The following is a 21,734-nucleotide window of genomic DNA, read 5'->3' on the forward strand; positions in this document are numbered from 1 at the left end:
AAGAAGTCCGCCAGGTGATGCGCCCGCGTCAGGCGGGCAGGGTGCCGATGGCGCTGGGATCCGTATGCACCAGTTCCAGCGCTGCGCGCTGGCCGGCCAGGTAATCGTCCACGCAACGCAACACCAATGGGCTGCGATGTCGTCCGGCGCAAGCCGCCAGTTCGTCGCGTGTCATCCAGACGGCACGCACGATGCCCTCGTCCAGCGGCCGGTCCAGGGCCTCGCCGACCGTCCCCGCAAAGGCAAAGCGCAGGTAGGTGACCGACAGGCCACCGCGCGAGGACGACACGTTGCGCGAAAGATAAGTCCCCACCAACGCCGTGGGTGTGAAGACATGCGCCGATTCTTCCAGCGCCTCGCGGACAGCCGCCTCGATCAGGGATTCGCCCGGTTCCAGATGGCCGGCCGGCTGGTTGATGCGCAGCCCGCCGGCGCTATGTTCCTCCACCATCAGAAAGCGCCCGTCGCGCTCGATGATGGCGGCTACGGTGACAGAGGGTTTCCAGACTTCAGACATTGATGACCTCGTGAATCCCTCATTTTACCCTGTCGAGGCCCATTCTTCAGCGCCAGCGCCGCTGTGGCGCGGCATCGCGAGGCTTTCTTGCAGGCTGGACAATTTCTCGCCCGGCAAGGCGAGTCGTGTAAGATTGGGCCAAGAATCCACAAAAAAAGGAGTCAGGAATGAGGATAGCGATCCCCGCCGAAAGCCGGGACGGAGAAACCCGTGTCGCCGCCACCCCCGAAACCGTCAAGAAACTGGTGGCGGCCCGGCACGAAGTGATGGTGGAGTCCGGCGCCGGGGTGAAGTCCAGCATTCCCGACGAGGCCTATGTGGCCGTCGGTGCCAGCATCGGCAGCGCCGAAGCCGTCTACACCGCCGAGATCCTGCTCAAGGTGCGCGCCCCCAATGAGGCCGAACGGGCTCGCCTCAAGCCGGGCACCGTGGTCATCGGCATGTTGAATCCCTTCGATGCCGACAACATCGCCGCCATGGCCGCCGCCGGCCTCACCGCTTTCGCTCTCGAAGCCGCACCCCGCACCACCCGCGCGCAATCGCTGGACGTGCTGTCCTCGCAGGCCAACATTGCCGGCTACAAGGCCGTGCTGATGGCCGCCAACACCTATCAGCGCTTCATGCCCATGCTGATGACAGCAGCTGGCACCGTGAAGGCTGCGCGCATGTTGATCATGGGCGCCGGGGTGGCGGGCCTGCAGGCCATTGCGACGGCCAAGCGCCTGGGGGCGGTGATCGAGGCGTCCGACGTGCGTCCGGCGGTCAAGGAACAGATCGAATCGCTGGGCGCCAAATTCCTTGACGTGCCCTTCCTGACCGAGGAAGAAAAAGAGATTGCCCAGGGCGTGGGCGGCTATGCCCGCCCCATGCCTGCGGACTGGATGAAGCGCCAGGCCGAGCTGGTCCACGAACGCGCCAAGCAGGCCGACATCATCATCACCACCGCCCTGATCCCCGGCCGCAAGGCACCGGTGCTCATCAGCGAAGACACGGTCAAGGCCATGAAGCCCGGTTCAGTGATCCTGGACATGGCAGTCGACCAGGGCGGCAACTGTCCCCTGTCGGAACCCGGCAAGACCGTCATCAAGCACGGCGTGCACATCATCGGCGAAGGCAATCTGGCGGCCCTGGTAGCGGCCGACGCCTCGGCGCTGTATGCGCGCAACGTGCTGGATTTCCTCAAGCTGATCATCGACGCCGAGGGCAAGCTGGTCATCAACAAGGAAGACGATATCGTCGCGGCCACGCTGCTCTGCCAGGGCGGCGAGATCCTGCGCAAATGAATCTGCCGGCCCGGGTCGGCAGAAAACCCGGGCGTTTAGCCCCCCTCAAGTCCATTACATTCAGAATCAAGAAGGAAGAAGTCCATGCAACGCATCATGCTGCGCGCCAAGATCCATCGCGCCTCGGTCACCCAGTGCGACCTGAACTATGAAGGTTCCTGCGGGATCGACGAAGACCTGCTGGAAGCGGCCGACATCCGCGAGTTCGAGAAGATCGAACTCTACAACGTCAACAATGGTGAACGTTTCTCCACCTATGCCATTCGCGGCAAGCGCGGCAGCGGCGAGATTTCACTCAATGGCGCGGCTGCCCGCCTGGCGCACCTGGGCGACCTGCTCATCATCTGTACCTATGCCCCGATGAGCGATGAAGAAGTCGCCAGCTACAAGCCCAAGGTGGTCTTCGTGGACGACAAGAACCGCATCACCAGCCTCAAGGCAATCTGACCCTCGACAAGAACCATGCGGCCCGTTTCACCGGCGGGCTGCCTCACAAGGAGGAACACCATGGAAGTCAGCCACACCATCATCAACCTGATCATCTTCGTGCTGGCCATCTACGTTGGCTACCACGTGGTCTGGACGGTGACCCCGGCCTTGCACACGCCCCTGATGGCGGTGACCAATGCCATCTCGGCCATCATCATCATCGGCGCCATGCTGGCGGCGGGCCTCACTGAAGGCACGGTCGGCCGCATCGCCGGTACGCTGGCCGTGGCGCTGGCGGCGGTCAACGTGTTTGGCGGCTTCATGGTGACCCAGCGCATGCTGGAAATGTTCAAGAAGAAAGAGCCCAAGGCCAAGTCGGGAGAACAAGCATGAGCATGAACCTGGTGACCCTGCTGTACCTGATCGCATCGATCTGTTTCATCCAGGCCCTGAAGGGCCTCTCGCACCCGGCCACGGCGCGTCGTGGCAACAGCTTCGGCATTGCCGGCATGGTCATCGCGGTGCTGACCACGTTGGCGCTGATCGTCAAGCTCAAGGGCGAGGGCGGCAATCCGTCCGGCGACATCGGCTACCTGCTGGTGGCCGGTGGCGTGATCGTAGGTGGCGGCATCGGCGCCTATCTGGCGCGCAGTGTGGAGATGACCAAGATGCCCGAACTGGTGGCGGCGATGCACTCGCTCATCGGTCTGGCGGCGGTCTGTATCGCGGTGGCGGCGGTGGCCGAGCCGTGGGCGCTGGGCATTTCGGCGCACGGGCAGCTGATCCCGGTGGGTAACCGGGTGGAACTGTTCATCGGTACCTTCGTGGGGGCCATCACCTTCTCGGGTTCGGTGATCGCCTTCGGCAAGCTCTCGGGCAAGTACAAGTTCCGCCTGTTCCAGGGTGCGCCGGTCAACTTCGCCGGCCAGCATTTCCTGAACCTGCTGCTGGCGGTGGCCATGATCGGCTTCGGCATCATCTTCGTACTCACGCAAAACTGGCTGCCCTTCATCATCATGGCGGCCATTGCCTTTGCGCTGGGCGTGCTCATCATCATCCCGATTGGCGGGGCGGACATGCCGGTGGTGGTCTCGATGCTCAACAGCTATTCCGGCTGGGCAGCGGCGGGTATCGGCTTCTCGCTGAACAACTCCATGCTGATCATCGCCGGTTCGCTGGTCGGTTCATCCGGCGCGATCCTCTCCTACATCATGTGCAAGGCGATGAACCGCTCCTTCTTCAACGTGATCCTGGGCGGGTTTGGCGGCGAAGCGGCCGCCGCCGGTGGCGGGGCGCAGCAGCAGCGCAGCGTCAAGTCGGGATCGGCCGATGATGCGGCGTTCCTGATGGGAAATGCAGAAACCGTCATCATCGTGCCAGGTTACGGGCTTGCCGTGGCACGTGCGCAGCACGCACTGAAGGAATTGACCGAAAAGCTGACCCACAACGGCGTGACCGTGAAATACGCGATCCACCCGGTGGCGGGACGCATGCCCGGCCACATGAACGTGCTGCTGGCTGAAGCCGAAGTGCCGTATGACCAAGTGTTCGAGATGGAAGACATCAACAGCGAATTCGCCCAGGCCGACGTGGTGCTGGTGCTGGGCGCCAACGATGTGGTCAACCCGGCGGCCAAGGATCCCAAGTCACCCATTGCCGGCATGCCCATCCTGGAAGCCTACAAGGCCAAGACCGTGATCGTGAACAAACGCTCCATGGCCGCCGGTTATGCCGGCCTGGACAATGAACTGTTCTACATGGACAAGACCATGATGGTCTTTGGCGATGCCAAGAAGGTCATCGAGGATATGGTCAAGGCGGTGGACTGAGTCTGGTCTGTTCCAGCAGAAATGAAAACGGGCTGCGCAGTGATTGCGCAGCCCGTTTTTCTTTGCTTCCGCCCAGGCGGAGAGTGCCGCTTACTTGGTACCGAAAATGCGATCCCCCGCATCGCCCAGTCCTGGGACGATGTAGGCATCCTCATCCAGGTGGGAATCCAGAGAAGCGACGTAAAGCTTCACATCCGGATGCGCATCAGCGAACACCTGTACGCCTTCCGGGGCCGCCACCAGCGCCACGAAAACGATGTGCGAAGCCGGCACACCACGCTTCTTGAGCGCATCCACGGCATAGACGGCCGAGTTGCCCGTGGCCACCATCGGGTCGCACAGGATCATGATGCGGTCTTGCAGGTCCGGCAGGCGCACCAGGTATTCCACCGGCTTGTGGTTCTCGTCGCGATAGACGCCGATATGGCCCACGCGCGCCGAGGGGATCAGTTCCAGCAGGCCATCGCTCATGCCCACGCCCGCGCGCAGCACCGGCACCACGGCCAGCTTCTTGCCGGCGATCACCGGGGCTTCATAGGTTACCAGCGGGGTTTCGATGGTCTCGGTGGTCAGCGGCAGGTCGCGTGTGATTTCATAGCCCATCAGCAGCGTGATCTCGCGCAGCAGGTCGCGGAAGGTGCGGGTGGAGGTGCGCTTGTCGCGCATGTGCGAGAGCTTGTGCTGGATCAGCGGGTGGTCGAGGATGAAGAGATTCTTGAAGCGCGGGTCTTGTTTCATGGCAAATGCGTGTCTGCTGGATGGAGTGCTCAGTGGAGCGGCGGGCGCCGCAAGTCAGCATTGTCGCATTTCCTGACCGCCTGCGCGACGACAGGACGTCGCGCATATGCAGCATTGTTCACCTCATCGGCGACCGAACATCATCTGTTCCGCCAGCAGCCCGCGTGCTGCCGGGAGCAGGTCGATGGCGCCCAGGGACAAGCCCAGAGCGGCCTGCAGAGGCGAGCCCTGGGGCGATCCGGCAAAGATGCGGGCCATCAGGTCGGTCAGGCGGATGGTCAGGCCGCGATCCTGGCCGCGTTGGCGCTCGAACGCCTGCAAGGCTTGGGGAGAAATCTCGCGCGCCAGCACGTCGGCCAGCACGCGGGCATCGCGCAGGCCCAGGTTCAAGCCCTGGCCCGCTACCGGATGAAGGGTTTGCGCGGCATTGCCGATGGCCACCACGCGCCGGCTCTGGCCGGGACGGGCATTCAAGCCAAGCGGGAAGGCATGGCGCGCGCTGATGTGGGTGAAGCGGCCGACCCGTTGGCCGAAGGTGCGCTGCAAGGCCGCCAGGAAAGCCGCATCGTCCAGCGCCATCAATTGCTCGCCGGTGGCCGGGCGCACACACCAGACCAGCGCATAGCCGTCGTCCTGCGGCAGCAGGGCCAGCGGGCCTTCATCGGTGAAGCGTTCGAAGGCGCGATGGGCGATGACGCCATCGGCCAGCACGTGGGCGATGATGCCCAACTGCTGGTAATCGCGCTGCAAAGTCTTTTGCTGTTGCTCGCCGAAGACACCGCCCTCGGCCTGGATCAGCAATTGCGCGCGCAGCACGCGGCCATCCTTCAGGGTGACGGCGACGTGATCGTCGTCTTCCGCGATGTCTTGCGCCTCGGCCGGGCGCATCAGGCTCAGTCCCAGCGGCGTGATGGCTGAGGCCAGGGCGCGGTTGACCTGGCCATAGTGCGCCACATAGCCCAGCGCGGGCAGCTGGTAATCCTTGCGGTCCAGCAGGGTGCGTCCGAAGTGGCCTCGGCGTGAGACGTGGATCTGTTGGATGGCAGTGGCGCTGCGGCCGATATCGTTCCAGGCGCCCAGTTCGTCGAGGATCTGGCGGCTGCCGTAGGAGAGGGCGATGGTGCGCGGGTCGGCGGCGGCTTGCTCGGGCGACTTCATGTCCACCAGCGCGATGCGCTCGGCAGGCAATTGGCGCCGGGCCAGCAGGCCGGCCACGCTCTGGCCGACCGGGCCGCCGCCGCAGATGATCAGGTCGAAATCGACGGATTCCATGATGCCGGGAGATGCCTTCTACAGAAGATTCAAGAAGGCGTCATTGTAGCGGAGCCGCGCCGGCCGGGCTTGATCCGGCGCATGCGCGGTCTGCGCAGGCGCTCGCTTCAGCCCTGGCGCATCAGCGCTTCAATGTCCTCGACCTTGCTGGGCACGCCCGTGGTCAGGAGTTCGCAGCCCGATGGCGTGACGTGGGCGTCATCCTCGATGCGGATGCCGATGTTCCAGAACTGCTCCGGCACCCCTTCGCCCGGACGCACGTAGATGCCCGGCTCGATGGTCAGCACCATGCCCGGTTGCAGCGTGCGCCATGGCTTGTTGCCGTCGGCCGTGGCCGGGTCGCGGTAATCTCCCACGTCATGCACGTCCATGCCCAGCCAGTGGCCGGTGCGGTGCATGTAGAACTGGCGGTAGTCGCCTTTTTCGATGACGTCGTCCAGCGAGCCGACCTTGGATTTGTCCAGCAGACCGGTGTCGAGCATCCCTTGCGCCAGCACCCGCACGGCGGCGTCATGGCCATCCATGAAGCGCTTGCCGGGAGCGGTCTCGGCGACGGCGGCGGCTTGTGCGGCCAGCACGATCTCGTAGAGCGCCTTCTGCGGTCCGCTGAACTTGCCATTGGCGGGGAAGGTGCGGGTGATGTCGGAGGCGTAGCTGTCCAGTTCGCAGCCGGCATCGATCAGGACCAGGTCACCGTCCTTGATTTCGGCATCGCCCGCGCGATAGTGCAGCACGCAGCTGTTGGCGCCGGTGGCGACGATGGAACCGTAGGCCGGATATTGCGAACCGTTGCGACGGAATTCGTGCAGCAGTTCGGCTTCCAGATGGTATTCGCGCAGGCCGGGGCGGCAGATGCGCATGGCGCGGCAATGCGCTTCGGCGGAGATGATGCCGGCGCGCTTCATGACGTCGATCTCAAAGGCATCCTTGAACAGGCGCATATCGTCCAGCAGCACGCTCACATCGACCACCGCGCCAGGTGCGGACACGCCGCTGCGTGCCAGGGCGCGCACGCCTTGCAGCCAGCGCTGCAACTGGGCATCGCGCTTCTCATCCTGGCCCAGCGCGTAATAGACGGCGCGGGCGTCGGAGAGCAGGGCGGGCATGTTCTTGTCCAGCTCCTCAATGGGGTGGGCTGCATCCAGCGCGAACATTTGCTGCGCGGCCTGCGGGCCGTGGCGGTAGCCATCCCAGATCTCGCGTTCCAGGTTCTTGTCGCGGCAGAACAGGATGCTGCGGTTTTCCTGGCCGGCCACCAGCACCAATACCGCTTCGGGTTCGGTAAAGCCGGTCAGGTAGTAGAAATAGCTGTCATGGCGATACGGATAATCGGCATCGCGGTTGCGCATCACCTCGGGCGCGGTCGGGATGATGGCCACGCCACCCCCGGCTTGTTGCAGGCTGGCCAACAGGCGGGCGCGGCGGGCGGCGAAGGGGGAGGCGTCGAAGCTCATGGTCGGTTTCCTTGCGGTGGCAGGTTCAGTGCTTCCAGTTGTTCGATGGTGCCGACGTTGTGCCATTGGCCCCGGTAGACGTCGCCGCCGATGCGGCCCTGGTCGGCATACTGGCGCAGCAGCGGTCCCAGCTTGGCATGGGTGCCGGGGGCGATGCCATCGAACATCTGCGGGCGATACACGCCGATGTTGGCAAAGGTCAGCTTGGGCTGGCCTTCGTTGGCCAGCGCAAAGTTGTTCAGGGCGAAGTCGCCCTCGGGGTGGAAGGGCGGATTCTTGACCAGGTACAGCCAGGCCATGTCGCGCTGGTCTTGCGGCAGCGGGTTGCCCCACGGGTCTTCGTCTTCCAGCACGGTCAGCAGTTCGCTGTAGTCAAAATGCGGGCACCAGATGTCGCCTGAGACCGCTATGAAAGGTTCTTCACCCAGCAGGTGGCGCGCCTGGGCGATACCGCCTGCCGTTTCCAGGGCCGTGGTTTCCGGTGAATAAAAGAGTCTGGCGCCGAAGCGGCTGCCGTCACCGAGGGTGTCTTCGATCATCTGGCCCAGGTGGGCGTGGTTGATGACGATCTCGGTGATGCCGGCGCGTACCAGCGAGAGGATCTGCCAGACGATCAAGGGGCGGCCACGGACTTTGAGCAGCGGCTTGGGGCAGGTATCGGTCAGCGGACGCATGCGCTCGCCGCGCCCGGCTGCGAAGATCATGGCTTTCATGGTCGCAGCCTCAGAAGGTGTAGCCGAACTTGGGCGCGTGTTCCTGCTCCAGCTTCTCGATCAGGCGCACCAGGGGCGTGAAGGCCACGTAGCGGCGCGCGGTCTTGAGGGTGTATTCCATCACCAGCGGGATGTCCTTCAGGTAGCCATCCTTGCCGTCGCGGTGCCACAGGCGGGCGAAGATGCCCAGCACCTTCAGGTGGCGCTGCAGGCCCATCCATTCGAAGTCGCGGTAGAAGGTATCGATGTCGGGCGTGACCGGCAGGCCGGCGCGGCGCGCCTTTTCCCAGTAGCGGATGGCCCAGTCCAGCACCATCTCTTCATCCCACTGGATGTAGGCATCGCGCAGCAGCGAGACCAGGTCGTAGGTGATGGGGCCATAGACCGCATCCTGGAAATCGAGAATGCCGGGGTTGCCCTTGGGCAGCACCATCAGGTTGCGCGAATGGTAGTCGCGGTGCACGTAGACCTGCGGCTGGGCCAGGTTGTTGGCCAGGATGGCGTCGAAGGTCTTGTCCAGCACCGCGTTCTGCTCGTCGGTGAGCGTCACGCCCAGGTGCTTGCCGATGTACCACTCGCGAAACAGCTCCAGCTCCCGCAGCAGCAGGGCACGGTCGTATTCGGGCAGGGCTTCGGGCTTGCTTTGCGCTTGTAAAAGTACCAGGGCCTCGATCGCATCCATGTATAGTGCGTGCGCGCTGTCGGCCGAGAGCTGCGAGAGGTAGGTCGTGGAACCCAGGTCCGAGAGCAGCAGGAAACCGCGCTCGGTATCCTGCGCCAGTACCTTCGGCACGGTCACCCCGGTCTCGCCGAAGAGGCCGGCGACTTTCACGAAGGGGCGCACGTCCTCCTGCGGCGGCGGGGCATCCATCACGATGGCGCTGCCGCCCTCGGGTGTATCCACCCGGAAATAGCGGCGGAAGCTGGCGTCGGCCGAGGCCGGGCGCAGGGTGGCGGACAGCACCGGGGTATCGGCCAGGGTGGCCAGCCAGGCTTGCAGTTCGGACAGGCGGAGATCGGGGGTGGAACCAGGTGAAGACATGAACTATCTGAGGAAATCGTTTGACGTGGTTGAGTTCCCATATAATAAGGGATTCAACCCAAAAAATCCGCCTGCACGGTATCTAGCCTCTCTTTTCATGATCCGGTTTTCCAAGTCTTTCACTGAACGTACTGTCAACTGGCGGCTGGCGCGTCTGTTCTCTTCGGCAATGGTGGTGGCCTCGGCCTCTGCCTTGTTGCCCTTGTCGGTGCACGCCCAGATGTCGCTGCCTGCGGCCACGCCGGTCCCGGCGCAGGACGCGGATGCGCCGGTCAACGTCAGCGCCGAGCAGATGACCGGCCGTCCCGACCGCCAGGTCAACCTTGACCGCGACGTGGAACTGGTCAAGGGGGCGACCACCATCAAGGCCGACAAGGCCGAATACCGCATCATCCAGGATGAAGTCGAGGCCACCGGCCACGTCTGGATGCGTCGTCTGCAGGACCAGTACACCGGCGACCGCGCCGAGATGAACATGGGTACCGGCTCCGGCTACGTCACCAGCCCGACTTATCTGCTGGGCAAGAGCGGCGGGCGGGGCAAGGCCGAGCGCATCGATTTCCTCTCCGATGACGAGGCCAAGGTCACCCAGGGTACCTACAGTACCTGCGAGGCCCCCGATCCCGACTGGTATCTGCGCGCCAGCACCATGGACCTCGACAGCGGCCGTGACGTCGGCACCATGCACGGCGGACTGCTGTATTTCAAGGATGTCCCCATCCTGGGTTCGCCCTGGATGTCGTTCCCGCTCTCGGGCGAGCGCAAGTCGGGCGTGCTGCCGCCGACCATCGGCATGACCACCAACGGTGGCGCCGAGATCGCGGTACCGTACTACTTCAACCTGGCGCCCAACTACGATCTGACGCTGGTGCCCAAGCTCATTGCGCGGCGGGGCCTGCAACTGGGCGCCGAGACCCGTTACATGGGCGAAACCTACAGCGGTTCGACCAACGTGGAAGGCATCCAGGACCGCGTCATCGGCACGGGCCGTTATTCGCTGTCCTCGATCCACAACCAGACCCTGGCACCCGGCCTGCAACTGGCCTGGAACCTGAACAAGGCCTCCGACAACGACTATCCCTCGGACTTCTCGCATTCGATCACCGGCAGTACGCAGCGCCTGCTGGCGCGCAACGTCAGCCTCAGCTACAGCAGCACCTACTGGAGCGTGACCGGGCTGGTGTCCAAGTACCAGTTGCTGCAGGACGTCGACGCACCGATCACCAAGCCCTACGATCGCGTGCCGCAGATCACCTTCAACGGCAACCGCTACGATATCGGCGGCTTCGACTTCAGCACCACCGCTGACTTCACCCGCTTCGCCAGTGGCGACCTGGTGGGCGGTGACCGTGCCTACGTCACGCAGACGGTGTCCTATCCCATCATCCGGCCGGGTTACTTCATCACCCCCAAGGTGATCCTGGATGCCACCAGCTACAACCTCACCAACGTCACGGCGGGCCAGCCGACCAGTTTCAGCCGGACCTTGCCGACCCTGTCGCTGGACTCGGGCATGATCTTCGAGCGTGAATCCAACCTGCTCGGTCGCAGCATGACCCAGACGCTGGAGCCGCGCCTGTTCTACGTGCGCACGCCTTATCGCGACCAGTCGCAGTTCCCGGTGTTCGATTCCGGCCTGTCCGATTTCAACTTCGCGCAGATCTTCACCGAGAACCGCTTCGTCGGCCACGACCGCATCAGCGACGCCAACCAGCTCACGGCCGCCGTGACCTCGCGCCTGATCGAGGAAAATGGCCTGGAACGCCTGCGCGCAGCCGTGGGACAACGCTATTACTTTGTCGACCCCAAGGTCGATATCACCGGGACCACCACTACCACGCTGGGCAGCAAGTCCGACCTGCTGCTGTCGCTGGGCGGCCAGATCACGCGCGAGTTCTCCACCGACAACACGGTGCAGTACAGCGAGACGCTGCGCCAGATGGTGCGTTCGACCTTCGGCATCCGCTGGCAGCCGGCGCCCAAGCGCGTGCTGAACCTGCAATACCGGCTGGACCGCACCTACATCAACCCCTACACGGGCGTGCTCGATCCGCTCAAGCAGGTCGATGTGTCCGGACAGTGGCCGATCACCCAGCGTATCTATGCCGTGGGTCGCCTGAACTATTCGATCCCCGACCGCACCGTGGCAGAAGGTCTGGCAGGCTTCGAATACAAGGCCGATTGCTGGGTCTTCCGGGTGGTGGCGCAACGCATCCCGACCTCGTCCACCAAGGCGTCGACGGGCTTCTTCATCCAGCTTGAACTGAACGGCTTCTCCAAGATCGGTTCCAACCCGATGGAGGCCATCAAGAGCAGCGTGCCCGGTTACCAGAACGTGAACCTGCCGGACACCATGACCGGCAACAACTTCTAACCTTTTCCGAACCAACGATTAGTCCATGCGTAATATGCGTACACCACTCCTCGCAACAACCAAAACAGTGACCGTGCTGCTGTGCATGCTGGGCGTGATCAGCAATGCGCATGCGCAGTTCGCCACCACCATCATCCCGGTGACGCCGACCGAAACCACCGGCAGCGCACCGGCAGCACCGGCCAAGAGCGCGCCCAAGGCTGCCGCCAGCAAGCCGGCCACCCCGGTGGCCGCGCCCGCTGCCCCGGCGCCGGCGGCGACCCGGGCACGTGTGGAACCGCGTCCGGTGGATTCCATCCTGGTGGTGGTCAACAACGAAGTCATCACCCGCCAGGAAGTCGCCGAGCGCCTGGCCAGCGTGGAAAAGCGCATGGCTGCGCAGAACGTGCAATTGCCGCCGCGAGCGCAGCTGGTGCGCCAGCTGGTCGAACGCATGATCGTCGAACGCGCCCAGGCGCAGATGGCCAAGGAAAGCGGCATCGTGGTCGACGACGCCATGCTGGACCGCGCCATGCAGCGCATCGCCGAGCAGAACAAGTTGTCCATGCCGGAATTCCGCACCCGCCTGGAAGCCGAGGGCATGAACTACGCCAGCTTCCGTGAAGAGATCCGCCGTGAAATCCTGAGCCAGCGCCTGCGCGAGCGTGAGGTGGACAACAAGGTGGTGGTCACCGAATCCGAGATCGACAACTACCTCGCCGCCGAAGCCAATGCCGGCGGTCAACGCCAGGAACTGGACATCGCCCAGATCCTGATCCGTGTGCCAGAGAACGCCACCCCCGAGCAGTTGTCCGCCCGCCGCGAACGCGCCGAAGACGTGCTGCGCCAGTTGAAGACCGGCGCCGACTTCGCCAAGACCGCGGCCGCCTATTCCGATGCGTCCGATGCCCTTTCCGGTGGTGACCTTGGCTGGCGTCCGGCCGACCGCCTGCCGCAGCTTTTCCTGGATGGCGTGTCCAAGTTGCAGGATGGCCAGGTCAGCGGCCTGCTCAAGAGCGGTAACGGTTTCCACATCCTCAAGCTGGTCGGCCGTCGCGCTGCCGGCGCCACCCAGGCTGCCGCCCCGGCAGTGCAGAAGACCCATGTGCGTCATATCCTCATCAAGGTCAACCAGGTGGTGACGGCTGCCGAAGCCAAGCGCAAGCTGACCGAACTGAAGGAACGTCTGGACCACGGTTCGGCCACCTTCGAAGAACTGGCCAAGCTGTATTCCAACGACCTGTCCGCCTCCAAGGGGGGCGACCTCGGCTGGATCTACCCGGGCGATACCGTCCCCGAGTTCGAGCGCGCCATGGACAAGTTGAAGCCGGGTGAAGTCAGCGAGCCCATCGAAACGCCGTTCGGCTATCACCTGATCCAGGTGGTCGAGCGCAAGACCGACGATGCCTCCAAGGAACGTGCCCGCCAGGCTGCCCGCCAGGCCATCCGCGAGCGCAAGATCGAGGAAGCCACCGAGGACTGGATGCGCCAGATCCGTGACCGCGCCTACGTCGAATATCGCAACGACGACTGATCGTCCATCCGGCAGGGGAGGCCGCAGGTTTCCCCATTGCGCGCAAGAGGCCGGCCATGTCGCCGGCCCTTGCTTTTTGAAGCCCGTTTTTGCCCTCACAGGCCATGAGTGACATCACCATGAACCGCCCCATCCTCGCGCTGACCTGCGGCGAACCGGCCGGCATCGGCCCGGAAATTTCCCTGCGTGCCGCCTGGGAACTGCGCCACCAAGCGCGCTGCATCCTGCTGGGCGATGCCGCCCTGCTGGCGCAGACGGCTTACGAGATCGATCCGCAGATGCGCGTGGCGGCACTCTCCATCCAGGCCTGGCGCAACGGCGGCCTGCCGCATTTCCCGATCGACTGCCTCACCGTCATCGATTGTCCGGTGGCCGAACCGGTGCGTGCCGGCGTGCTGGATGCGCGCAATGGCCGCGCCGTGTTGCAGACTCTGGACCTGGCGGTGCAGGGCGCACTGGATGGCGCCTTTGCCGCCATCGTGACCGCGCCCTTGCAGAAAAGCACCATCAATGATGCCGGTGTGGCCTTCACCGGTCATACCGAATATCTGGCCGAGGTCACCGGAACGCCGCAGGTGGTGATGATGCTGGCCGGTGGCGAGAACCCGCACCTGCGCGTGGCGCTGGCGACCACGCATCTGGCCTTGAAGGATGTCCCCGCCGCGATCACCGCGTCGAGCCTGGCGCGCACGCTGGATATCCTGCAAGCCGACCTGCGCGGCAAGTTCGGTATCGTCCATCCGCGCATCCTGGTCACCGGCCTGAACCCCCACGCCGGTGAAAACGGCTATCTGGGGCGCGAAGAGATCGAGGTCATCACGCCGGCTCTGGAAGCCGCCCGGGCGCGCGGCATCGACGCACGCGGCCCCTTTCCGGCCGATACCCTGTTCCAGCCCAAGTACCTGGAAGAGGCCGACTGCGTCCTGGCCATGTATCACGACCAGGGCCTGCCGGTCCTGAAGTTCGCCAGCTTCGGCCATGGCATCAACATCACCCTCGGGCTGCCCCTGATCCGCACGTCGGTCGACCATGGCACGGCCCTGGATCTGGCCGCCGCCGGCCTTGGCCACGCCGACCATGGCAGCCTGTGCGTAGCCATCCGCGCCGCTGCCGACATGGCACGCCGCCGCTGTACCGCCTGAGATCGCACGAACTTACTGGAATCCCCATGAAACACATCCCGCGCAAACGCTTCGGCCAGAACTTCCTCACCGACGACGTGGTGCTGCACGACATCATCGGCGCCATCGCACCCGCTGCCGACGACGCCATGGTCGAGATCGGTCCGGGCCTGGCCGCGATGACCGCGCTGCTGCTGGAACAATTGCGCCACCTGCACGTGGTCGAGCTGGACCGCGACCTGGTCGGGCGCCTCAAGAAGCGTTTCAGCGCCGAGCGCCTGACCGTGCATTCGGCCGATGCCCTCAAGTTCGACTTTGCCAGCATCCCGGTGCCGCAAGGCCGCAAGCTGCGCGTGGTCGGCAACCTGCCCTACAACATCTCCAGCCCCTTGCTGTTCCACCTGGCCGAGATCGCGCCGAAGGTGCAGGACCAGCACTTCATGCTGCAGAAGGAAGTGGTCGAGCGCATGGTCGCCGAGCCGGGCGGCAAGGCCTATGGCCGCCTGTCGGTGATGCTGCAGTGGCGCTATCACATGGAACTGCTGTTCGTGGTCCCGCCGACCGCCTTCGACCCGCCCCCGCAGGTCGATTCGGCCATCGTGCGCATGATTCCGCTGGCGCAGCCCATGGATTGCCCACAGGCGTTGCTGGAACAGGTGGTCACCAAGGCCTTCTCGCAGCGCCGCAAGGTGATCCGCAACTGCGTGGCGGGCCTCTTCACCGAGGACGAATTGCGTCAGGCGGGCGTCGATCCGCAAGCGCGTCCGGAAGCCGTGCCGGTCGAGCAATTCGTGGCCCTGGCCAACTTGCTGGCGGTGCGCCAGGCCTGACGGCGCGCCGCTGTTGCACTTTATTACAGGCGCGCCGCCACCCGTAAGAACTGTAACGAAGTTTCATATCCCGTGGTTTAAAGCTGAACCTGTCTTATATTGGAATCGTGCCGCGACAGATCGCGGACTACTTTGACAGGAGCCAATCATGGCCAGCAAAAAAATCGCATCGGTATTGATCGCCACCACTCTTCTGGCTTCGGCCGCCGTCGTCAGCACGCCTGCGATGGCGCATGACCGGGGCGGCAACGGCGTGGCGATTGCTGCCGGCATCATCGGCGCGGTCGCCATCGGATCGCTCATCGCCAATTCCGCTCCGGCGCCGGTCTACCAGGCGCCGCCGCAACCGGTCTATTACCAGGCCCCGCAGCCGGTGTACTACCAGCCGCCGCAACAGGTGGTCTATGAGCAGCCGCGCTACTACGCGCCGCCGCCGCGTCCGGTGCGTTACGTGGAGCGCACCGAGGTGCGTACCTACCGCTACGATGACCGACCGGATTACTATTCCTACTACGGCCGCTGAGGGGCGTGGAGGACGGCGGTCCTGGCGGCAGGACATCCCGGCGCAAGCCATCTTGAGGAAAACGGGCAACCCTTGCAGGTTGCCCGTTTTGCTTTGTCGGTGTCCGGGAGCGCAATCCAGCAAGCAAGACGTCAGTAAAACGCGACATAATGACGAAGCGGTCGTCACTTTGTCAGCATAATGCCGAGTGAAGTCTCGTCAGAATGACGCCGCCGCGCACATTGCCACCCAGCAAGGAGACGTATCCTCGATGATGGCCCCCATCGCCGCCGATGACATCAGGACTGCCCTTGACGCTGGCCATCTCTGGCCGGCGCTGCAGCCCTTGGTGCATTTGCGTACCGGGCGCATTGCGGGCTTCGAGATGCTGGCGCGCTGGAGCTGCCCGCAGCGCGGGGTGGTGGCGCCGATCGATTTCATCGACGTCGCCGAACGCGGCGGGGTGCTGGATGGGCTGCTGCTCAAACTGCTCGATACCGTGGCCGCCAGCCTGCGCCACTGGCCGCCCGAGCTGCGGCTGGCGATCAATCTGTCGCCCGGCCAGTTCCTCGACACCAGCCTGCTGGAGCGCCTGGCGGCAGTCATGTCTGCGCACGGGCTGTCGCTGTCGCGCCTGCAGCTGGAGATCACCGAGACCGTGCTGGTACAGGATCACGAACGCACCCTGCAGACCATTCTGGCCGCGCGCCAGGCCGGTGCCAGCCTGTCGCTGGATGATTTCGGCACCGGTTATTCCAGCCTGACCCGGCTGCAGTCCTACCCCTTTGACGAAATCAAGATCGACGCCAGTTTCGTGCGCACCATGGACCAGGATCCGGACAACTTCCGCATCGTGCTGGCAGTGGCCGGGCTGGGGCAGAGCCTGAAGATGCACGTGGTCGCGGAAGGCATCGAGACCGAGCATCACGCCCATCTTTTGAAGCGCATGGGCTGTGAATTCGGTCAGGGTTACCATCTGGGCCGACCGCTGCCGCTGACCGACGCGGCTCGCCTGATCGACGAGCGCGGCGTGTGGCAGCGTCACAGTGCGGGCATCGACACCTCACCCTTCCAGCGCTGGCACCAGCTCGATTCGCTCTATCGCAGCGCCCCGGTGGGGCTGTGCTTCCTCGATCCCTTGCTGCGCGTGGTCAGCGCCAATGCCATGATGATCGACCTGCTCGGTGGCAACGCCGGCAGCGAGCTGGAGGGCTGCCCCGTGATCGACCTGCTGGACCGCAGCGAACACCGCCCGTTGCTGCAGAGGGTGGCCGAGGTGGTCGATGGCGTCTTGCCTGCCCCCATCGAATTCTTCAATTCACGTACCGGTCGCACCTCGTTGCTGGCCTTCCAGGTAGTGCGCAGCGACCTGGGTGAACTGTTGGGCATCTCGGGATCGGCCGTGGATATCACCGCCCGGGTGTCTGCCGAACGGACGGTGCGTGACAGTGAAGAACATTTCCATCGGGCCATCGACCTGAGTCCCAATATCCCCTGGGCCGCCGATGCACAGGGCGTGATCGACTACATCGGGCCGACCTTCGAATGGCTCCCCGAGCTGACCACGGCGCAGCGCCACCAGCAGTGGCTGGCGCGCATGCCGGAGGAAGACCGTGTACGGGTACGTCAGGAATGGCTGGCCAACCTGCCCAGCGGGCGACCCTTCCGTACCGAGTTCCGTGTGCTCTGGCCCGATGGCCAGTGGCGCTGGATGCGCAGCCGCGCCTCACCCCACAGCGATAGCGAGGGACGCATCCAGCGCTGGTATGGACTGATCGTCGACATCAGTACGGAGCGCCGCCTGCAATACCGCATCAGCGCCCTGGAAGAGCAGATCCGGCGCCTGCGCGGCAGCGACCGGGACTGAGTCCGGGGAGCGGACTCGGCGGGAGCTCGCCAAATCAGGGATAATAGCGGCTTGCTTCACGTTAGCCATGAAAAGGAGTCGCCAAGTGAGAATGCTGCATACGATGCTGCGCGTCGGAAATCTGGATCGTTCCATCGAGTTCTATACCCAGGTGCTGGGCATGAAACTGCTGCGCAAGCATGACTATCCCGAGGGCAAGTTCACGCTGGCCTTCGTCGGTTACGGCGAAGAACGCGATCACACCGTGCTCGAACTGACCCACAACTGGGATACCGAATCGTATGATCTGGGCACCGGCTACGGTCACATCGCCATCGAGGTCGATGATGCCTATGCCGCCTGTGACGCAGTCAAGGCCAAGGGCGGGACGGTGACCCGCGAAGCCGGTCCGATGAAACACGGCAAGACCGTGATCGCCTTCGTCGCCGATCCGGATGGTTACAAGATCGAGTTCATCCAGAAGAAGGAACAGTACAGTGCCGCCGATTGAGGCGCCTTGCTGTCAGCCTGCCAGCCCGCTCATGCGGGCTTTTTTCATGGCATGGACGCGCCGCGGGATTGATGCGACACGTGTCCGGTCCATCGTGGATGCCCGTGCATCCGTGCATCAACAGAACAACAACAGGAACGCCAATTGAGCCTCTACCAACTCTCCAAAAGTCATCTGCGCCGCCTGTGGGTCGAATACGGCATCCTCTGGAGCGGCGCCATCATCGTTGGCCTGGTCGCGGTGCTGTATGCCCAGGCCATCGAAATCGGTTTCGGTGTCTTCCGCAGCATCGAGCACAAATCCCCCTGGCTGCCGCTGCTGCTCACGCCGGCAGTCTGCGCCGCCTGCGTCTGGCTCACGCGCCGCTACTTCGAGGGCTCCGAAGGCAGCGGCATTCCGCAGGCCATCGCCACCCTGCATGGCGACACCGCCGAACGCGGCAGCGTGCTGCTGTCCCTGCGCGTGATGGTCGGCAAGATCGTGCTGTCGATCGTGGCCATCGCCGGTGGCATGACCATCGGTCGTGAAGGTCCGACGGTGCAGATCGGCGCGGCCATCATGTACAACCTGCGCCGACTGTATCCGGCCGGATACGAGCACATGGAGCGCCGTCTGATCCTGGCCGGTGCCGCTGCCGGCCTGGCGGCCGCCTTCAACACGCCGCTGGCGGGTATCGTGTTCGCCATCGAGGAACTCTCGCGCAGCTTCGAGCAGAAGGCCAGTGGCGTGGTCATCACCACCATCATCTTCGCCGGCCTGGTGGCCCTGTCACTCAATGGCAACTATACCTATTTCGGCTCCATTTCCTTCCCTGGAGAAACCAGCGGCCGCCTGATCCTGGCCGTGATCGTCACGGCGGTGCTCATGGGCGTGGCCGGTGGATTGTTCTGCTGGTGCATTCTCAATCCGACGCGCTGGATTCCCGCCACGATCGTGACCCTGCGTGCCGAACGTCCCGTCGCCTTCGCTGCGCTGTGCGGTTTCATCGTCGCGGTCATCGGTGTGGCGGCCGGCGGCGCCACTTTCGGCAGCGGCTACGAGCAGGCGCATGGCTTGCTCAATGATGGCCAGGAACTGTCGGTGTTCTATCCCTTCCTCAAGTTCGCCTCCATGGTCGGTTCCTACCTGCCGGGCCTGCCGGGCGGCATCTTCGCGCCCTCGCTGTCCATCGGTGCCGGCTTTGGCAACCTGCTGCACCTGCTCTTCGGCGGCACCTCGCTGCCGATGCTGGTGGCGCTGGCCATGGTGGGTTACCTGGCGGCCGTGACGCAATCGCCCATCACCGCCTTCGTGATCGTGATGGAAATGGTTGACGGCCATGCGCTGGTGATTTCGCTCATGGCCACGGCGCTCATTGCCTCGGCCGTGTCCAAGCTGTTCGCGCCGCCTCTCTACGAAACCCTCGCGGAACGCTACATCAAGCACTGACCCCGGCGTTGCTTCACAGGCTGCGTCAATTTGACGCAGCCGCCAATACCCGCTCTCCACGCACCTGCCCGCCCCCTTCGTCATATTGTCGTGCTGCACGCGACAATATGTCGCAGTCCCTCGTCGTTTTGCTCGCCCATAATCGCGCGCTCTACCTGCCCGCGCAGACGGGCAGTTCGATAACGACAACCTGGGGATTTCCATGCAGCTTACTCCTTGCGCCTGCGCCATCGCGCTGGCCTTCAGCGCTTGCGGCCACGTCCTGGCCGAAACCACTTCAGAATCCGACAGTGCATCCTTGCCCACCGTGACCGTGCGCGGCGACAAGCCTGCCGTGACGACGCCGCTCAAGGCCGACAGCAATGCGCTGCTCGCCGATGAAGCGGCCTATTCCAGTGCGGCGGCCGGTGGTGTCTCGGCACTGCCGGTCTTGAACGGCTTTGCCGCCGACCGCCTCAAGATCCGCCTGGATGGCATGGAGGTCACGGCCGCCTGCGGCAACCAGATGAACGCCCCCATGTCCTATATGCCGCCGGCGCAGGTCGGGATGGTGCGGGTGATGGCCGGTCTCACACCGGTCAGTGTGGGCGGCGACAGTATCGGCGGCACCATCGAACTGGCGTCCCCGGCCCCGCAGTTCGCCGCGCAAGCCGGTGAACTCTTGACCAAGGGCGGCTTCTCGGTGGCTGCACGCAGCGTCAACTCGGAAGTATCGGCCTCGGTCGATGCCACGGTGGCCAGCGACCGTCTCTCGGTCCATTACGTGGCCAGCCAGTCGCGTGCCGAGAGCTACGTCAACGGCCGCGGCGACAAGGTGCTGGGCAGCCAGTTCCAGAGCAACAACCACGCAGTGACGGTGGCCGCGCGCGGCGACGGGCAGCAGCTGGTGTTCAAGGCCGGGCAGCAATACATCCCCTACCAGGGCTTCCCCAATCAGTACATGGACATGACCGGCAACCGCTCCACCTTCGCCAACCTGGGCTATGAGCGCCGCTTCGACTGGGGCAAGCTGATGGGCCGTCTCTACTGGCAGCGTACCGAGCACGAGATGGGCTTCTTCAGTGCCGAGCGCACCGGCACCATGCCCATGCAGACGCGAGGTCGCGACCTGGGCTACAGCTTGCGGGCCGACATCGACCTGGCGCCTGATGGCAGCAGCGTGCTGCGCCTGGGCAACGAGTACCACAGCTTCCATCTGGATGACGACTGGCCCGCCGTGCCGGGTTCGATGATGATGGGCCCGCGCACCTATGTGAACATCAACGACGGAAAACGCGATCGTTACGCTCTTTTCGCCGAATGGGAGGGCAAGTTGAGTGAACGTTGGCGCACAATCGTGGGACTGCGCGATGAGCTGGTCAGGACCGACGCCGGCAACGTGCAGTCCTACGGCACCAACATGATGAACATGGCTGATCTGACGGCCGCCAACGCCTTCAACGCACGCGGCCATGCGAAGACCGACAACAACATCGACCTCACCGCGCTGGCGCGCTTCACGCCCGATGACGGGCAGACCTGGGAATTCGGATACGCTCGCAAGACGCGCTCCCCCAATCTGTACGAGCGTTATACCTGGGGACGAGGCACCATGGCCATGACCATGACCAACTGGTTCGGTGATGGCAACGGTTACGTCGGCAACATCGACCTCAAGCCCGAAGTGGCGCATACGCTCTCGGCCACCGCCGACTGGCATGCGGCAGACAAGCAGGGCAGCGAGCCGCGCTGGTTCTTCAAGCTGACACCGTATTTCAGCTATGTGGAGAACTACATCGATGCCGATGTCATCGGCACCTTCAAGCCTTACAGCGTCAGCACGGCCTCCGGCGCACTGCTGCAATTTGCCAACCACGATGCGCGCCTGTTTGGCATCAATGCGTCGTGGAAGTGGCCACTGTGGCGCTCGGCCGGTCTGGGGGACATCGCCTTCACCGGCAAGGCCGGCCTCACGCGTGGCAAGCGTGTCGATGGCGGCAACCTGTATCACATGATGCCCTTGAACGTACTGGCCGCGCTGGAACAGCAGCAGGGGCCCTGGACCCATCGTGCCGAAGTCAGTTACGTCGCCCGCAAGACGCTGGTGGACAGCAATCGTCTGGAACCGGTCACGGCCAGCTACACGGTGTTCAATCTGCGCAGCAGCTATCAGTTCAATGCGGCCATCAGCGTGAGCGCAGGCATCAGCAACCTGTTCAACCGCAACTATGCGGATGCGTTGGGCGGGGTTTATCTGTCGGGATTGGCCAAGTCCAGAAGCGGTAGCCTGCAAGCTTTGCCGGGCTACGGGCGCTCGCTGGATGTGGGCGTCAACGTGCGGTTCTGAGCCGCA

Annotated in this window: 19 protein-coding genes; 13 read left to right on the forward strand and 6 right to left on the reverse strand. The window is 64.1% G+C overall.

Features of this window, described 5'->3' with window-relative positions:
- Window positions 1-28: 28 nt before the first annotated feature.
- A complete protein-coding gene (locus GWL_RS00955; RefSeq protein WP_008325648.1) occupies window positions 29-517 on the reverse strand; it encodes an NUDIX hydrolase in 489 nt (162 codons plus the stop codon).
- A 167-nt stretch (window positions 518-684) separates the two neighbouring features.
- On the opposite strand from GWL_RS00955, the gene GWL_RS00960 reads away from it, so the two are divergent.
- The 4 genes from GWL_RS00960 (at window position 685) to GWL_RS00975 (ending at window position 4,058) form a co-directional block, all read left to right on the forward strand.
- Entirely contained in the window at window positions 685-1,800 is a 1,116-nt protein-coding gene (locus GWL_RS00960) for a Re/Si-specific NAD(P)(+) transhydrogenase subunit alpha (protein ID WP_008325649.1), read from the forward strand.
- A gap of 84 nt (window positions 1,801-1,884) precedes the next feature.
- The gene (panD, locus tag GWL_RS00965) at window positions 1,885-2,247 is read left to right on the forward strand and encodes an aspartate 1-decarboxylase (RefSeq protein ID WP_008325650.1); all 363 of its coding nucleotides are present in this window, start codon (window positions 1,885-1,887) and stop codon (window positions 2,245-2,247) included.
- A 60-nt stretch (window positions 2,248-2,307) separates the two neighbouring features.
- Complete coding sequence (locus GWL_RS00970; RefSeq protein WP_006461707.1) at window positions 2,308-2,622, forward strand: NAD(P) transhydrogenase subunit alpha; 315 nt, start codon at window positions 2,308-2,310, stop codon at window positions 2,620-2,622.
- Window positions 2,619-4,058, forward strand: coding sequence for an NAD(P)(+) transhydrogenase (Re/Si-specific) subunit beta (locus GWL_RS00975; RefSeq protein ID WP_008325655.1), 1,440 nt, complete (start codon window positions 2,619-2,621; stop codon window positions 4,056-4,058). Before GWL_RS00970 ends, GWL_RS00975 begins: the two co-directional genes overlap by 4 nt.
- Window positions 4,059-4,148: 90 nt before the next feature.
- Here GWL_RS00975 and upp read toward each other — a convergent pair whose 3' ends face one another.
- From upp to GWL_RS01000, 5 genes are all read right to left on the reverse strand, one after another.
- Entirely contained in the window at window positions 4,149-4,796 is a 648-nt protein-coding gene (gene upp / locus GWL_RS00980) for a uracil phosphoribosyltransferase (protein ID WP_008325656.1), read from the reverse strand.
- 123 nt (window positions 4,797-4,919) lie between these two features.
- A complete protein-coding gene (locus GWL_RS00985; protein ID WP_008325657.1) occupies window positions 4,920-6,068 on the reverse strand; it encodes an FAD-dependent monooxygenase in 1,149 nt (382 codons plus the stop codon).
- A 107-nt stretch (window positions 6,069-6,175) separates the two neighbouring features.
- Window positions 6,176-7,522, reverse strand: coding sequence for a Xaa-Pro aminopeptidase (pepP, locus tag GWL_RS00990; protein WP_008325658.1), 1,347 nt, complete (start codon window positions 7,520-7,522; stop codon window positions 6,176-6,178).
- The gene (murU, locus tag GWL_RS00995) at window positions 7,519-8,235 is read right to left on the reverse strand and encodes an N-acetylmuramate alpha-1-phosphate uridylyltransferase MurU (RefSeq protein ID WP_034349671.1); all 717 of its coding nucleotides are present in this window, start codon (window positions 8,233-8,235) and stop codon (window positions 7,519-7,521) included. Before murU ends, pepP begins: the two co-directional genes overlap by 4 nt.
- Before the next feature lie 10 nt (window positions 8,236-8,245).
- Entirely contained in the window at window positions 8,246-9,277 is a 1,032-nt protein-coding gene (locus GWL_RS01000) for an aminoglycoside phosphotransferase family protein (RefSeq protein ID WP_008325660.1), read from the reverse strand.
- 97 nt (window positions 9,278-9,374) lie between these two features.
- Between GWL_RS01000 and GWL_RS01005 the strand changes: the two genes are divergently transcribed.
- From GWL_RS01005 to GWL_RS01045, 9 genes are all read left to right on the forward strand, one after another.
- A complete protein-coding gene (locus GWL_RS01005) occupies window positions 9,375-11,651 on the forward strand; it encodes an LPS-assembly protein LptD (protein ID WP_008325667.1) in 2,277 nt (758 codons plus the stop codon).
- A 25-nt stretch (window positions 11,652-11,676) separates the two neighbouring features.
- Complete coding sequence (locus GWL_RS01010; RefSeq protein ID WP_034349674.1) at window positions 11,677-13,164, forward strand: peptidylprolyl isomerase; 1,488 nt, start codon at window positions 11,677-11,679, stop codon at window positions 13,162-13,164.
- A 119-nt stretch (window positions 13,165-13,283) separates the two neighbouring features.
- Window positions 13,284-14,306 carry a 4-hydroxythreonine-4-phosphate dehydrogenase PdxA gene (gene pdxA, locus GWL_RS01015; RefSeq protein ID WP_008325675.1) on the forward strand — a complete coding sequence of 341 codons (1,023 nt, stop codon included), beginning with the start codon at window positions 13,284-13,286 and terminating at the stop codon, window positions 14,304-14,306.
- 26 nt (window positions 14,307-14,332) lie between these two features.
- Complete coding sequence (gene rsmA / locus GWL_RS01020) at window positions 14,333-15,115, forward strand: 16S rRNA (adenine(1518)-N(6)/adenine(1519)-N(6))-dimethyltransferase RsmA (protein ID WP_008325676.1); 783 nt, start codon at window positions 14,333-14,335, stop codon at window positions 15,113-15,115.
- A 148-nt stretch (window positions 15,116-15,263) separates the two neighbouring features.
- On the forward strand, window positions 15,264-15,638 hold the full coding sequence (locus GWL_RS01025; RefSeq protein ID WP_008325678.1) for a hypothetical protein: 375 nt from the start codon (window positions 15,264-15,266) through the stop codon (window positions 15,636-15,638).
- 187 nt (window positions 15,639-15,825) lie between these two features.
- A complete protein-coding gene (locus GWL_RS01030; RefSeq protein WP_237713499.1) occupies window positions 15,826-17,484 on the forward strand; it encodes an EAL domain-containing protein in 1,659 nt (552 codons plus the stop codon).
- An 85-nt stretch (window positions 17,485-17,569) separates the two neighbouring features.
- Complete coding sequence (gene gloA, locus GWL_RS01035) at window positions 17,570-17,974, forward strand: lactoylglutathione lyase (RefSeq protein ID WP_034349675.1); 405 nt, start codon at window positions 17,570-17,572, stop codon at window positions 17,972-17,974.
- Window positions 17,975-18,118: 144 nt separating this feature from the next.
- Entirely contained in the window at window positions 18,119-19,402 is a 1,284-nt protein-coding gene (locus tag GWL_RS01040) for a chloride channel protein (protein WP_008325685.1), read from the forward strand.
- 202 nt (window positions 19,403-19,604) lie between these two features.
- Window positions 19,605-21,728 (forward strand): TonB-dependent receptor, encoded by a 2,124-nt coding sequence (locus tag GWL_RS01045; RefSeq protein ID WP_008325688.1) that lies wholly within the window; start codon window positions 19,605-19,607, stop codon window positions 21,726-21,728.
- Window positions 21,729-21,734: the final 6 nt, after the last annotated feature.

The sequence above is a fragment of the Herbaspirillum sp. GW103 genome, from assembly GCF_000261365.1.
GTDB lineage: Bacteria > Pseudomonadota > Gammaproteobacteria > Burkholderiales > Burkholderiaceae_D > Herbaspirillum.

What these genes read in the sequence shown, in the direction of transcription:
- GWL_RS01000 (WP_008325660.1), bottom strand. Translation starts at nt 9,277, where the DNA reads ATGTCTTCACCTGGTTCCACCCCCGATCTCCGCCTGTCCGAACTGCAA.
- panD (WP_008325650.1), top strand. Translation starts at nt 1,885, where the DNA reads ATGCAACGCATCATGCTGCGCGCCAAGATCCATCGCGCCTCGGTCACC.
- murU (WP_034349671.1), bottom strand. Translation starts at nt 8,235, where the DNA reads ATGAAAGCCATGATCTTCGCAGCCGGGCGCGGCGAGCGCATGCGTCCG.
- upp (WP_008325656.1), bottom strand. Translation starts at nt 4,796, where the DNA reads ATGAAACAAGACCCGCGCTTCAAGAATCTCTTCATCCTCGACCACCCG.
- GWL_RS01005 (WP_008325667.1), top strand. Translation starts at nt 9,375, where the DNA reads ATGATCCGGTTTTCCAAGTCTTTCACTGAACGTACTGTCAACTGGCGG.
- GWL_RS01010 (WP_034349674.1), top strand. Translation starts at nt 11,677, where the DNA reads ATGCGTAATATGCGTACACCACTCCTCGCAACAACCAAAACAGTGACC.
- GWL_RS01025 (WP_008325678.1), top strand. Translation starts at nt 15,264, where the DNA reads ATGGCCAGCAAAAAAATCGCATCGGTATTGATCGCCACCACTCTTCTG.
- GWL_RS00975 (WP_008325655.1), top strand. Translation starts at nt 2,619, where the DNA reads ATGAGCATGAACCTGGTGACCCTGCTGTACCTGATCGCATCGATCTGT.
- GWL_RS00960 (WP_008325649.1), top strand. Translation starts at nt 685, where the DNA reads ATGAGGATAGCGATCCCCGCCGAAAGCCGGGACGGAGAAACCCGTGTC.
- GWL_RS01045 (WP_008325688.1), top strand. Translation starts at nt 19,605, where the DNA reads ATGCAGCTTACTCCTTGCGCCTGCGCCATCGCGCTGGCCTTCAGCGCT.
- GWL_RS00970 (WP_006461707.1), top strand. Translation starts at nt 2,308, where the DNA reads ATGGAAGTCAGCCACACCATCATCAACCTGATCATCTTCGTGCTGGCC.
- pepP (WP_008325658.1), bottom strand. Translation starts at nt 7,522, where the DNA reads ATGAGCTTCGACGCCTCCCCCTTCGCCGCCCGCCGCGCCCGCCTGTTG.
- rsmA (WP_008325676.1), top strand. Translation starts at nt 14,333, where the DNA reads ATGAAACACATCCCGCGCAAACGCTTCGGCCAGAACTTCCTCACCGAC.
- GWL_RS00955 (WP_008325648.1), bottom strand. Translation starts at nt 517, where the DNA reads ATGTCTGAAGTCTGGAAACCCTCTGTCACCGTAGCCGCCATCATCGAG.
- GWL_RS00985 (WP_008325657.1), bottom strand. Translation starts at nt 6,068, where the DNA reads ATGGAATCCGTCGATTTCGACCTGATCATCTGCGGCGGCGGCCCGGTC.
- pdxA (WP_008325675.1), top strand. Translation starts at nt 13,284, where the DNA reads ATGAACCGCCCCATCCTCGCGCTGACCTGCGGCGAACCGGCCGGCATC.